The 12,624-nt window shown below is 67.1% G+C and carries 9 protein-coding genes, 5 tRNA genes and 1 rRNA gene; 4 read left to right on the forward strand and 11 right to left on the reverse strand.

Features of this window, described 5'->3' with window-relative positions; translation table 11 throughout:
• The first annotated feature begins 179 nt into the window (after positions 1-179).
• Positions 180-296: ribosomal RNA gene (gene rrf, locus KGQ19_RS12540) — 5S ribosomal RNA — on the forward strand.
• 403 nt (positions 297-699) lie between these two features.
• On the opposite strand, the gene KGQ19_RS12545 is transcribed toward rrf, so the two are convergent.
• The 8 genes from KGQ19_RS12545 to KGQ19_RS12580 form a co-directional block, all read right to left on the reverse strand.
• Positions 700-773: transfer RNA gene (locus tag KGQ19_RS12545), tRNA-Ala, on the reverse strand.
• Positions 774-832: 59 nt separating this feature from the next.
• A complete protein-coding gene (locus KGQ19_RS12550) occupies positions 833-1,651 on the reverse strand; it encodes a SepX/GlpR family protein (RefSeq protein WP_212009281.1) in 819 nt (272 codons plus the stop codon).
• Between the two features lie 150 nt (positions 1,652-1,801).
• Positions 1,802-2,464 carry a GNAT family N-acetyltransferase gene (locus KGQ19_RS12555; RefSeq protein ID WP_212009319.1) on the reverse strand — a complete coding sequence of 221 codons (663 nt, stop codon included), beginning with the start codon at positions 2,462-2,464 and terminating at the stop codon, positions 1,802-1,804.
• A gap of 68 nt (positions 2,465-2,532) precedes the next feature.
• Positions 2,533-3,003 (reverse strand): MogA/MoaB family molybdenum cofactor biosynthesis protein, encoded by a 471-nt coding sequence (locus KGQ19_RS12560; protein ID WP_212009282.1) that lies wholly within the window; start codon positions 3,001-3,003, stop codon positions 2,533-2,535.
• Positions 3,004-3,125: 122 nt separating this feature from the next.
• Positions 3,126-3,199 (reverse strand) — tRNA-Phe (locus tag KGQ19_RS12565).
• 119 nt (positions 3,200-3,318) lie between these two features.
• The gene (locus KGQ19_RS12570) at positions 3,319-3,720 is read right to left on the reverse strand and encodes a YccF domain-containing protein (protein WP_212009283.1); all 402 of its coding nucleotides are present in this window, start codon (positions 3,718-3,720) and stop codon (positions 3,319-3,321) included.
• Between the two features lie 185 nt (positions 3,721-3,905).
• Positions 3,906-3,980 (reverse strand) — tRNA-Asp (locus tag KGQ19_RS12575).
• Positions 3,981-4,096: 116 nt separating this feature from the next.
• Positions 4,097-4,169, reverse strand: a tRNA-Glu gene (locus tag KGQ19_RS12580).
• A 196-nt stretch (positions 4,170-4,365) separates the two neighbouring features.
• Here KGQ19_RS12580 and KGQ19_RS12585 point away from each other — a divergent pair.
• Positions 4,366-4,438, forward strand: a tRNA-Lys gene (locus KGQ19_RS12585).
• A gap of 175 nt (positions 4,439-4,613) precedes the next feature.
• Here KGQ19_RS12585 and KGQ19_RS12590 read toward each other — a convergent pair.
• Positions 4,614-4,850, reverse strand: a complete 237-nt coding sequence (locus tag KGQ19_RS12590) for a site-specific integrase (protein ID WP_212009284.1) — start codon at positions 4,848-4,850, stop codon at positions 4,614-4,616.
• Positions 4,851-6,203: 1,353 nt separating this feature from the next.
• Positions 6,204-6,641: a hypothetical protein gene (locus tag KGQ19_RS49510; RefSeq protein ID WP_230418557.1), complete on the reverse strand. Its 438-nt coding sequence runs from the start codon at positions 6,639-6,641 to the stop codon at positions 6,204-6,206.
• On the opposite strand from KGQ19_RS49510, the gene KGQ19_RS12595 reads away from it, so the two are divergent.
• Both KGQ19_RS12595 and KGQ19_RS12600 read left to right on the forward strand, forming a co-directional pair.
• Positions 6,598-10,290 carry an FtsK/SpoIIIE domain-containing protein gene (locus KGQ19_RS12595; protein ID WP_230418558.1) on the forward strand — a complete coding sequence of 1,231 codons (3,693 nt, stop codon included), beginning with the start codon at positions 6,598-6,600 and terminating at the stop codon, positions 10,288-10,290. The two genes, KGQ19_RS49510 and KGQ19_RS12595, sit on opposite strands and share 44 nt — an antisense overlap.
• A gap of 179 nt (positions 10,291-10,469) precedes the next feature.
• Positions 10,470-11,600 carry a hypothetical protein gene (locus KGQ19_RS12600; protein WP_212009286.1) on the forward strand — a complete coding sequence of 377 codons (1,131 nt, stop codon included), beginning with the start codon at positions 10,470-10,472 and terminating at the stop codon, positions 11,598-11,600.
• A 593-nt stretch (positions 11,601-12,193) separates the two neighbouring features.
• On the opposite strand, the gene KGQ19_RS12605 is transcribed toward KGQ19_RS12600, so the two are convergent.
• Entirely contained in the window at positions 12,194-12,571 is a 378-nt protein-coding gene (locus KGQ19_RS12605) for a hypothetical protein (protein WP_212009287.1), read from the reverse strand.
• Between the last annotated feature and the right edge of the window lie 53 nt (positions 12,572-12,624).

Raw genomic sequence — 12,624 nt, forward strand, 5'->3', positions numbered from 1 at the left:
GGCCGGGCGTGGAAGCTCCGTGAGGGGTGTAGCGGACCGGTACTAATAGGCCGAGGGCTTGACCACAAAGCTGATTCTTTTAAGCAAGATTCTTGCTGCTCGCATCCACTGTTTAGATCTGAGACCCCTACTGGCTTCAGGGACCGTCACGCGGTTTCTGGCTGGTTGTCTCGTAGTGTTACGGCCGCCATAGCGGTGGGGAAACGCCCGGTCCCATTCCGAACCCGGAAGCTAAGCCCGCCAGCGCCGATGGTACTGCCAGGGGGACCTGGTGGGAGAGTAGGACGCGGCCGGACTAAATTTGCCAGTAGGCCCCCGACAGGTTTCTGTCGGGGGCCTACTGCGTTTCCCGGAACTATGTCGGCCACATTCATTCAGCGCCATGCGCCCTGGTTTCGGCCGCGGGCGGGTTCGAGCATCAGGCGCCTGGGCTCGAGGCCCCACTCAGTAGCGATGCTGGGCCCGGCCCTTCACTGCGATCGCCGGCGACCCCTGCAGGACCCCGCTCGGCCGTCATGCCCGGCGCGCTAGCGCTCAGTTCCGCCGCTGGAGGTCTCTCACGGGTCGCCAGCGGGGCCGCGACTCCCGGTTAGCTCTGGCGGCCTCACTGCCTCGCTTCGCAGCCTTCTGTGGTGCCCCAGCTGGCGCCACGCACCAACAAAAAAGTCCCGGTCGACAATCGACCGGGACTTCTTTCTGTGGACCTGAGGAGATTTGAACTCCTGACCCCCTCGATGCGAACGAGGTGCGCTACCAGACTGCGCCACAGGCCCTCCAACGAGTCAGAAATCTATCACATGGCCCGACCCGTTCCGAAACTCGTTTTCCGGCGTTAGCCGTTGGCGGCCCTGCGGTACTCGTGCGGGGACTGGGCGGGGCGCCACACCGTGGACTCCGGATCGCGGACCAGAGGATCGGCGGAGCCTGGGGCCGGTGCTGAGGTGCGCTGGTCGGCCTGGCGCTGCTGGCGGTCGCGGCGGCGGTCGGCGGCCAGGGCGGCTTGGCGGCGGCGGTAGCGTTCGCGGGCGCGCTGCTTCTCGTCGCGGCGGATGTAGACGACGTAGCCCGAGAACAGGGCCGCGGGGGCGAGCATCGCCCCGATGTAGGCCAGGCCAAGGACAGTGCTCACGATGGCGCCCAGGGTCGCCAGGGCGAACAGGGCGGCGACCACGCGGCGGCGGCGCATCAGCAGCACTCCGCGGCGGCGGGCTGCCGTCGTGGCGCGCGTGGGCTTGGTGATCGACTGCTGGTGGGGCGGCAGTTGTGCGGTGACGGCCTTGCGGGACTGGGCGGCGGCCGGGGTCGGCTTCGCCGGCGGCTTGGGCATCGGGGCCGCGGCCGGCTTCGGCTTGAGGTTCTCCACCGGTGTCGGGAGGACGGCCGTCTTGCGCAGTGGCTGCTTCTTCTCCGCGGGACGCCTGTCCCCGGGGCGCGGGGAGAGGGCGCCGTCGGTGCCGGTGGCCGCCAAGGCCTCGTCGGCGAGCACCTTCTTCTCGAAGCGTTCGCTGCGCCCGAGGGTGCGGATGGCGGCCGCGTAGCGCGCCTTCTCGCGCGCCTCGTTCAGTTGCTCTTCCCTGCGCAGCCACACTGGGACGAGGTACACGGCCCAGGCGCCGACGATTCCCGCGTAGATGAGGCCGCTGCTGCTCACAACACAGCACAGTAGAGGGGCCGACGATCATCAAGGCGCATTCTGTCGGCGTGTCGTTGAGGTTGTGACGAGACTGTTGTGACAGATGGGGCCAGTTGATCAGTCTAGGGTGTCCGCTGTTCCCCCATCAAGCACGGTCCACACCATTTGTCACCCGGCTGGAGTAGTGCCGCTGCTCGAAAGAGTGACGCGCCAGCGGGCCAGCAGTCCGTCCGGCACCTCCTGGGAGGTCAGCGCGAACGCCTCGTGGTCCCGCCAGTCGCCGTCGATGTGCAGATACGCCCGGCGCAGCCCCTCGGGGCGGAAGCCGAGCTTGTGGACCACACGCAGACTGGCCGCGTTCTCCGGCCGGATGCACACCTCGATGCGGTGCAGTCCGGCGGCGCGGAAGCAGTGGTCGACGGCCAGGGCGACGGCGGTCGGGGTGATGCCGCGGCCGGCGACGGTCTCGTCGACCCAGTAGCCGATGTTCGCCGAGCGCAACGAGCCCCAGGTGATGCTGGTGACCGTGAGCTGGCCGACGAGCCGGTGGGCGACCGGCTTGGCCGGCCGGCGACCCCGGCGGCCGCCGTGCTCGTGTTCGGTGTCCGGCAGGCCGTCGAGCACGTCGGCGGGGTCGGAGGGCTCGGCGTAGTCGATGGCGAACGGCAGCATCCGGCCGGCCAGCGCCTCGGTGCGCAGCCGCCGCACCATCTGCCGGAAGGTGATCCGCCCGCTGGTGTCACCGGGCGGCACGGTGGCCTCCCAACGCGACAGCCAGGACCGGTTGCGCTCCTTCAGCTCCCGCCAGGCCGGGGCGTCGGACAACGCCAGCGGGCGCAGCCGTACTGCTCCGTCGCCCAGGACCGCCGGCCACGCGGCGCCCCACCCGGCGGGCCGGTTCAGTGGTCGCCCCCGTGCAACTGGTCGAGCGCGTGCGCGAGCACCCGCCCCAGGACCGCCATGCCGTCCTTCACCCCGCCCGGGGAGCCCGGCAGGTTGACGATGAGGGTGTTCCCGGCGACGCCGGCCGTGGCCCGGGACAGCGCCGCGGTCGGCACCTTCGCCAGCCCCTCGGCGCGGATCGCCTCCGAGATCCCGGGCACCTCGTAGTCGAGCACCCGCCGCGTCATGTCCGGGGTCTGATCCGTCGGCGAGATCCCGGTGCCCCCGGTGGTGACGATCACGTCGTAGCCCAGCGAGAGCATCCGCCGCAGCACGACCTCCACCGGCGCCCCGTCGGGCACCACCTCAGGCCCCGCGGCCGCGAAGCCGTGCTCGGCCAGCCGCTCCACGATGATCGGGCCCGTGGTGTCGGCGTACACCCCCTGAGCCGCGCGGTTGGACACCGTGACGACCATCGCACGCCGCATCGCGCTCCCCCTGTCAGGCTGAGTGTCGCCCGCCAACGCTACTCACTTTCCTCTCCGGGTGAGACTGGAAACGAAAGAACCCCGCCGGTCACCCGACGGGGTTCTGCACGCGTTCTTCGAGGTGGCCAGGGCCGGGGTCGAACCGGCGACCTTCCGCTTTTCAGGCGGACGCTCGTACCAACTGAGCTACCTGGCCCCACCGCGAAAGCGTCCGGTCGCCCGGACACCTGGAACAGCATACCGGATGGCGGGGTATACCTCCCACCGGGTTTGCGAAGCCCGCTTCCGCGGTACCGGGCAGTGCCGGAGGGCCGCTCAGCGGTATCCGTACCGGTGGTCCGCCTGGCGGGTGGTGACGATCTCCTTGCCCAGCGGGGCCAGCGAGACCGGGATCAGCTTGAAGTTGGCGACGCCCAGCGGGATGCCGATGACCGTCAGGCACAGCAGGACGCCGGTGATCGCGTGCCCGATGGCCAGCCAGATCCCGGCGACCACGAACCAGACGACGTTCCCGAGGAACGACATGGCCCCGGCCCCGGGCTTGTCGACGATGGTCCGCCCGAACGGCCACAGCGCGTAGTTGGCGATCCGGAACGAGGCCAGGCCCCAGGGGATGGTGATGATCAGGACGCAGCAGATGATCCCGGCCAGCACGTAGCCGATGGCCATCCAGAAGCCGCACAGCACCAGCCAGATGATGTTCAGAATGAAGCGCATGTCTCCCCGCATATCCTCGCGCCGGCTGTTCGAACGGAGAACGCCTGAGCCGATCATCGCGTTCCATCGCGCCCACGGCCAGCCCTGAGCGGCTGCTCGGGCGGCAACCGGGCCGAGCAGACCGAGCAGACCAGGAGTCCGGGGCGGAAAAGCAGAAGAGCCGCCTCGCGGCGGCTCTTCGTATGCGGTCCCGACGGGATTTGAACCCGCGACCTTCACCTTGACAGGGTGACGAGCACTCCTAGCTGCTCCACGGGACCTTGTATGTACTTGTACTGCCTTACGTTCCCAGCTCGGCCGGTTCCCCGACCGCTCGGTAGAGCATATCGGATTACCGCCGCAGTTCCTAACCACTTTCGGCCCAACTGGTACCGCGTACCCCCAACGGGATTCGAACCCGTGTTACCGCCTTGAAAGGGCGGCGTCCTAGGCCTCTAGACGATGGGGGCTGGTCTGCCCTCAACGTCCATCCGTCCGTCGGGGACGAGTTGAAGCATAGAGCACGATCAGCCCCGGGGCCAAAATGATTAGCGGCCCCACCCGCCCATTCGGTCGGCATGCGAGTCGCGGGCGAAGCAGTAACCGGTTCTGTTAACGACGACCGACCCGCTACCCTGGTACGCGACACACGCCAGGGGCGTGTGTGGGGCGCTAGCTCAATTGGCAGAGTAGCGGGCTTTTAACCCGTGGGTTGTGGGTTCGAGTCCCACGCGCCCTACGAACGAGTGTTCTGTATCCCCACTTTGGGGCGCCTTTTTGCTGGTCAGGGCGTCGTCTGGCAGGTCGGCGCCATTTCTAGCGTTGCCCTTGTTTGAGTACTCTGTCGCGCGCGGACGCGACTTTGATCATGGTTGATCGAAGATCGCGGCAAATACGCGGATAGGGTTTGGGCTCTACGCGTCCTCGTCGTCGTTCCAGTCGAGAGCACGCTCGATGCGCTTGCGGGCGACGTCCTCCTGGCCGTCGACGCATTTGGCGTAGGTGGACAGCAGCATCTCGACGCTGTGCCCGGCCCATTCGGCGACCTGCGGTGCCGGGACACCGGCGTTGAGCCGGGTGGACACGCATGTGTGCCGCAGGTCATAGGGGCGTTTGCCGAGCGGGGAGTCGTACTGGACCTTGGTCGGCACGTCGAGGCGGGCGCCGGCCCAGATTTTGGCGTAGGTGGCCGGTCGGATTTTCTCGCCATCTTCGCGGGTGAACAGCCGTCCGTCTTCGGGGGTTCCATACTCGGCCAGGTGGGCCCGTAGGATCTTTACAAGGCCCGGGCAGGCTGCGAGGGCCTCACTTGGGCGGAGCCCCGCGTAGTAGAGGATTGCGAAGAACGCGGACAGATGTGCTCCAGTGCGGCCGCGGCCTTGGTTTTTTACTGCGGCGATGAGCTCGCGGGCCTGGACCGGGCTGACGACGACGCGGCGGTCGGTCGTGGTGGCTTTTGCGCGGCGCGGACTTGGCGATCCAGTCCAAGGGGTTGACCCCCAGGCGACCGAGTTCGATGGCGTACTTGATGGCGGCGGACAGGCCCTTCATCTTATTTAGGAGGCACAGCCGCAGCCGTCGCTGCGTCGGCAACCGGGTTCTGAGACATTCGGCAGATCAGATCGCCGACTTGAGCTCAGACCGTCCACGGTGGTTCAGAACGCCGGTGGCGCGCCGCCGTGGCCAGGCGATGGCGGTCGGTTGAGGCGCGGCCACCAGGACACTGATCTCCACGCAGCTGATGACCGGCTTGGACGAACGCGACGGCTTCGCGAGCGTGACACCGATCGACGGTATCGAAGTGCTCTGGTCCTGCATGAAAGGCCACTACCGAGTCGACATCGACGCGCACGGGTAACAGGAGCTTGACAAATCAGGCCCGCTAGAGTTGAAGCTGATGTAATCAGGGAAGTTCCACTGTTGATCAGAGCTTTGACTCACGCAGCTGGCGAAGTCGATAATCGACGCACGATGGGCCGTGATCTGCGGTCTGAGCTCGCCGCATCCGACGAGGGGGAAGAGTCGGTGGAGCCAGGTTCAATTGCGTGTGCGCGCAGCTCCGTGATTTCGTCGGATACCGATCCGACGCGGCCTATGCGGCATGTGCATACGGTGCCGAAGTCACAAGCGTACGCAAGCATGGTGGATGACACTGTGGGGTTTCGGCGCAGTGAGTGAACTACCTGGTGGCGCCATATGCGCATGACCTTGACGATCGTCGATCCGCTCCAGGCAGCGAAGGCGGATATCGTACTGTCTGCCGACGACCAGACTCCTATAGCGAAGATCGCTGCGCTGCTGGCGAGACTGGTCGGTAGTCCCGGACCGAATGCGCCGGCCTTGTTCGTCGGCGGGGAGTTGGTCGGTCCGCACCACACCCTCGCTTCTTCACCGCTCCTGGAAGGGGCGGTGGTCTCGTTGCACGATCCGTCCGGGGGCCTGCCGTCCGAGCCGAGCGGGGCGTTCGAGGTACGAATTGTCGGCGGGCCGGCGGCTGGTCCGGTTCACCGCCTAGCTCCTGGCAGCGTCGACGTGGGCCGGGCACCCGGGATGCAGATTCGCCTGGACGACCCTGCGGTGCCGGACTCCGCGCTTCGGATCAGCCTCGACGTAAGCGGCGTGGTACGCGTCGCCCCGTTCGAGGGGACCGCCGCCACGTTGGACCAGATGCCGCTGGAGACACAGGCCGTGTGGCCTGTGGAGTCGCAGATCGCTATCGGGTCGACGCTGCTCGAACTGGGGCCGTACATGCCGCCGGACGCGGCGTTGATCGTGGCGGAGGACGGCACCGCACTTGAGTTCAACCGGCCGCCGCGGATCCTGCCGCCGGAGCGGCAGACCCGGTTCCGGCTGCCGGCGCCGGTCAGCGAGGAGCACAAGCGCCCGTTCCCGATCGTGATGCTGGTCGCGCCGCTGCTGATGTCGGTGGCGATGGCGGTCATGATGAAGCGGCCCGAGTACCTGATGATGGCCGCGATGTCGCCGGTGATGATGCTCGGCAACTTCTGGCAGGACAAGAAGTCCGGCAAGAAGACATTCGCCCAGCAAGCCGCCGAGTATGAGGAGAAGAAGGCCCGGATCGAGCAGGAAGCCCGAACCGCTCTGACCGCCGAGCGGCGGGCCCGGCTGCATGCCTGCCCCGACGCGGCGATGATTCTGGACATCGCCACCGGCCCGCGGATGCGGCTGTGGGAGCGGCGCCGCGAGGACGAGGACCACCTACTGCTGCGGGTCGGCACCCTGGATCAGCCCAGCGAAGTCGTTCTCGATGACCCCGAGCAGGACGAGCACCGGCGCCAGGTGGCGTGGACCCTGCCCGACGCGCCCGTGACAATCTCGCTGCGTGAGCGCGGTGTGATCGGGCTTGCCGGGACTGGGGACACCCCTCGGGCGATCGCGCGGTGGCAGCTCGCCCAGACCGCGACCTTGACCAGCCCTACGGACGTCCAGATATATCTGCTGACCGATCGTGAAGCCCAGCCGGTTTGGGATTGGCTGCGCTGGCTGCCGCACGTTAGTGCCGGAGAAGGTACACAAGCCAGCGCTTTGATCGGTCTCGACGCCACGACCGTTGCGCAGCGCATCGCGGAGCTCAACGCCGTAGTCACCGCCCGGACGAAGGCGGTAGCCACGGACCAGCATCGGGAGGCACGGTTCGAGGAACCTGACATCATCGTGGTCCTCGACGGCGCGCGGCGGCTGCGTGCCATGCCGGGCATGGTCCAGATTCTGGCGCAAGGGCCTGCGGTCGGCGTTTACGCTATCTGTCTTGATGCCGAGCAACGGTTCTTGCCTGGCGAGTGCCAGGCAGTTGCCGTCGCGGGCCCGGATGGTCTGCGGGTCCAGCAGGTCGGCGAGGAAGTTCTGCGAGGAGTCCGGCCGGATGCAGTCTCGCCGGTGTGGTGTCAGCGTTTGGCGCGTGGTCTGTCAGCTGTTCGGGTGGTAGCCGAATCCAAGGACGAGACCGGGATTCCGACATCGAGCCGCCTGCTCGATGTGTTGGGTCTGGAGCCGCCGACCAGCCAAGCGATTGCTGCGCGCTGGAGCATGGGCGGCGAGACGACGATGGCGATGTTGGGTGAGTCGTTCGACGGCCCGTTCGGGATCGACATTCGTCGCGATGGTCCGCACGGTCTGATCGCCGGTACCACTGGTGCCGGTAAGTCTGAGTTGTTGCAGTCGATCGTGGCGGCGTTGGCGGTGGCGAACAAGCCGACGGCGATGACGTTCGTGTTGGTGGACTACAAGGGCGGTTCGGCGTTCAAGGACTGTGTGCAGTTGCCGCACACCGTGGGTATGGTCACCGACCTGGACAACCACCTGGTGGAGCGGGCGCTGGAGTCGTTGGGCGCGGAGCTGAAGCGCCGGGAGCACATCCTGGCCGAGGCTGATGCTAAGGATATTGAGGCTTACGGCGACATCCGGAAGAAGGCTGCGTCGACCGAGGGGCGTCAGCAGCTGGACCCGATGCCGCGGCTGCTGATCGTGATCGACGAGTTCGCGTCGATGGTGCGGGAGTTGCCGGACTTCGTCACGGGTCTGGTGAACATCGCTCAGCGTGGTCGGTCTCTGGGTATTCACTTGCTGCTGGCCACGCAGCGGCCCTCGGGTGTGGTGTCGCCGGAGATCCGGGCCAACACCAACCTTCGGATCGCGCTGCGGGTGACCGACGGGAACGAGTCGACGGACGTCATCGATGACCCGTCGGCCGGGTTCATTTCGAAGTCGACGCCCGGTCGTGCCTATGTGCGGCTGGGTGCCAACTCGCTGGTGCCGTTCCAGGCCGGCCGCGTCGGCGGTCGCCGCCCCGGCGCGGCCGTCACAAACGTGCCTGCTCCTTGGGGAACCCATCTGTCGTGGTCTGCACTTGCTGTCCAGCCTCCGCGCGAGCCGGAGCCTCCCAAGGCCGAGGACGACGCGGAGATCACGGACTTGAAGGTGCTGGTCGACGCGATCCGCGAGGCGAACACGGCGATGCAGATCCCGCCGCAGCACTCGCCGTGGCTGCCGGCGTTGCAGGACGTGGTGTTGCTCTCCGACGTGCCGCCGGTGCGTCGGCACGGTGGTCACGACCTGGCGCCGGTGCCGTGGGGCATCGACGATCTGCCGTCGTTGCAGGCCCGGCGGGCGGCGGTGCTGGACTTCGGTTCGCTGGGGCACATGCTCATCGCCGGTGCGCCGCAGTCGGGGCGCTCCCAGATGCTGCGCACGATGGCCGGTGCGATCGCGTTGACGCAATCGACCGCTGATGTGCACATCTACGGGATCGACTGTGGTTCCGGTGCGCTGCTGCCGTTGACGGCGCTGCCGCATTGCGGTGCGGTGGTGCAGCGTCAGCAGTCCGAGCGGGCGACGCGGTTGATCTCCCGGTTGAACCAGGAGATCGCCAACCGCCAGGAGCGATTTGCAGCGCAGGGCTTCTCCGGCATCGTGGAGCAGCGTTTGTCAGTGTCGCCAGAGGAGCGGATGCCGCACATCATCGTGTTGCTGGATCGCTGGGATGGCTTCTTGGGCTCGCTGGGCGAGATCGACGGCGGCACGCTGACCGATGAGATCCAGCGGATCATGCGCGAGGGCCAGGGGGTCGGCGTGCACATGGTCATCACCGGTGACCGCCAGGTACTCAGCGGACGTATCTCGTCACTGACCGAGGACAAATTGTCCTTCCGGCTGCCGGACAAGCAGGACTTCAGCCTGATCAATTTGCGGCCACGCAAGCTCCCCGACGAGATCGCGCCCGGTCGTGCGTTCCGGGCCGAATCGGGTCTGGAGACGCAGGTCGCCTTGCTCACGCAGGATCCGTCCGGTCAGGCGCAGGCCGCTGAACTGGCTGCGATCGCCGAGCAGGCCAAGGCCCGCGACGCGCAGATCCCGCACTCGCGCCGCCCGTTCCGGGTGGACGTGCTGCCCAACCGGATCTCCCTGGCCGAGGCCTGGGAGCTGCGGGACGAGAGCTCGACTGCCCGCCCAGGCTTCGCCCTGGTCGGCGTCGGTGGGGACGAACTGGTGGCCGCCGGCCCTGATCTCTTCGACGGTGTCCCGTCTTTCACCATCGCCGGACCGCCCAAGTCCGGCCGCAGCACCACGCTGGTCTCCATGGCGCACTCGCTCATCGCCCAGGGCGCGTCAACCGTGCTCGTCGCGCCGCGGAAATCCCCGCTGAGGGACATGCGTGGCCAGCCAGGCGTCCTGGCGGTGCTCGAGGAATCCGACCTGAGCGCCGAGGATCTGGAAAAGGTGATGGAGGAAGCGCCCGGACCCGTCGTGGTGCTCGTCGATGACGGTGAAGTGCTGAAGGACGCTTCCGCGGGACGTGTGTTCAGCGACATCATCGCCAATGCTTCGGAGGCCAGCTGTGCGCTGGTCGTCGCCGGCGACGCCGAGGAGCTCGGTGTCGGATTCAGCGGTTGGCACACCGAACTGCGCAAGGCACGGCGAGGCGCACTGCTATCGCCACAAGGACCCACCGACGGAAACCTGATAGGAGCTCGAGTACCGCGAGGTGCCATCGGCGCTCAGATCCAGCCAGGCCGGGCTCTGCTTCAGTTGGGCGACGGGGCTTTGCGCACGGTCCAGGTACCGATGTCCTGACGATGGCCTAATCCGCCGGTGCAGCCCCAAGTTGGGGACGAACAGCGCATGAATGAGAGTTCTGATTCACTGCATGCCTCAGGAGGCCGACCTACCGTGCTGGTCGGGGCGTGCAGCGTTCTACGAAGTCACCGCATGATGTCGGCGCAGGCTGCGAACATGTGACAATGCGAACGCTCATGCAGGGCGAAGCCCCAGTCGCCTACGGCCAGATCTATGTGCTGAGCGCAGGCGGTGAAGACCCACAAGCGTGGGAGTCGATGGGTGGCCAGCGGAACGGGCTGTGCGGTGCCGCCCTGCCAGGCACGATATTCCTGATCACGGGCCTGCACACAGGCAGGGTCGCTTTCACGGTCGAACTCCACGACGCCGAGCCGGCGCCGGGCGGGGAGTGGGAGGAGATCGTCGAGGCGTCGTTCCGGCCGCTCGGTGCCACTTACCTCAGCAGTTGGGGCGGTGAACCCTCATGGTTACTGGATCTACCCGACACCGGCTACCGCGTCCGCTACAACGCGACCGGCATGGACGCCGCGCGTGAGGCGGACGCCGAGCTGGACGACGAACCCTGCGTTGACCGGTATCTCCTCCAGTTCTGGCCGGCCCCGCCGTCCCCAGACCGGGTCGTCAGACAGACCAGCCATGCGGCGGCCTACTGGCACGAGAACGCAACGAGTCAGCCGCCACCGCTCACTCCCGAAGAGAAAGCCGAGGCGCAACGTCTTGCCGCAGCCAAGGCCGGCGAGGCCGAGGAGCGCTCCTGGCTGGCGGCGGAGACGGACTTCTGGGGCGGCCGTCTGCCGAGTGAGAGCGTGCGATCGCTGCAAGGTTCGGCCCGAGCCGCCGCCCTGCTCGACTGCGCTCTCGCCGAACGCCTGGTCGAGGTCGGCGGCGAGGACCAAACCCGAGTCGCGCGCTGGATCGCGCGCCGGGCCATCGCCGAAGCCGGGCTCGGCGGCATCGCATGGATCGCCGACGCACTGAGGGCCGCTGACGCCGGCGAAACTCTTCCGCCGCTGTTCAGTGACGAACGTGCAGCCTGGGACCAGCTCTGGTCCGACCCCGAGGTCCCGGACACAGAGGTGACGACCGTCGACGGCCGGATCGACAACTTCCGGCAGCAGGCCGCCGCGCTGCCCACGATCTTCGCGCTCGACCTCGAAGATCCGCTGCGCGCGGTGTTGGAAGCGTTCTGGGCGGCGGCAGCCACATTCGGACAGGGACGGACCGGAGAACTTGCCGACGAGATCCGCCACACGTTCCCCGAGGTCTTTGATCCTTCGCGGCCGATCGGGCGGGTCGGGGAGGCCTAAGGGTGCTGCCAGCGCAGTACCAAACCCAGTTCGGTGAGCTGGTGAACGACGGCTCGGCGTTGGCGTTCGCTGCTGATCAGGCCAGGCGCGCAGCGTTGCGGCGTGGGTGGAGGCGGCCGCGGGGCTGATCGCTACATCCTGTGCGAGGGTGCTGGTCGGGTGGGGGCGGCGTAGCGCGCGCAACACCGCGGCACGTGTTCGCCCGAGCAGGGATGTGAGAGGTCCGCCGCAATGAGGCGCGTGTCGACATTGCGGTAGTCGGCGCGGACGAACGCGGCGGTCATGGCAGGCTGCCCAGGTCAGTCGTGCCGGTGACGCGGTCGGCGCCAGCGTCGGCGTCGCATGGTGTGGGACGGCGTCGTCGGGTCCGTACTTGAGCTGGCGGAGTTGTCGACGTCGGCGAAGTACGCAGGCGGCCCCGTGGCGATGACCACCACGACACCGAGCAGAGCCACTTTGGTTCGCTTCGTTACTTGGGGTCGCTTCCCGACGCAATACGGTCGATGCGGTCGAAAGGCTGGAGTCTTTGTTCCGGGAAGGTGTGGCTCCCGGCGTCAGAGGCCGCCGGGAGCTACCTGAAGGTGATCGAAGGATCACGATTTGGATGGTGGTGCGCCGTTTGGCCAGACGCACGGCGCGCTGATAGCCATACTCAATCCCTGACCGCCGGTAACGCTCTCCTCGAGGCCTATCCGAAACCCGTCCTTAGGGTTCTGGTAGGTGAGGATCGTCGAGGTGTCTTCGACGCTCTTGTAGCCGTTCTGGTTCGCGTAGGCACGGAGAGCGGCGAACATGGAAGGGTTATCCGTTGGGGGAACGTCTCGTAGGAAATTATCAAGACTGGCGTCGTACCTACCCTTCGGCCCGCCGTCGTTCGGGTCCTCGCACTCCGAACTGATGAGCCCCCCGTTGGCGACGAGTCGAGGCTTGACCGGAAAGATCGCGGCAATCTGATCCACGTAGCTCTGCACGCGCTGCTTCGCCTGGTCGAGGGTGATGGTCTGAGTCGCAGCGGGACCAGGGG

This window comes from Catenulispora pinistramenti (genome assembly GCF_018274385.1).
GTDB classification, from domain to species: domain Bacteria; phylum Actinomycetota; class Actinomycetes; order Streptomycetales; family Catenulisporaceae; genus Catenulispora; species Catenulispora pinistramenti.

Coding starts and splice junctions, on each gene's coding strand:
- KGQ19_RS12560 (WP_212009282.1), bottom strand. CDS start 3,003: ATGCGGCGTGCGATGGTCGTCACGGTGTCCAACCGCGCGGCTCAGGGG.
- KGQ19_RS49510 (WP_230418557.1), bottom strand. CDS start 6,641: ATGACCGCCATCGCCACCGACATCAGCAGCGGCGCGACCAGCATCACG.
- KGQ19_RS12595 (WP_230418558.1), top strand. CDS start 6,598: ATGCTGGTCGCGCCGCTGCTGATGTCGGTGGCGATGGCGGTCATGATG.
- KGQ19_RS12570 (WP_212009283.1), bottom strand. CDS start 3,720: ATGCGCTTCATTCTGAACATCATCTGGCTGGTGCTGTGCGGCTTCTGG.
- KGQ19_RS12600 (WP_212009286.1), top strand. CDS start 10,470: ATGCAGGGCGAAGCCCCAGTCGCCTACGGCCAGATCTATGTGCTGAGC.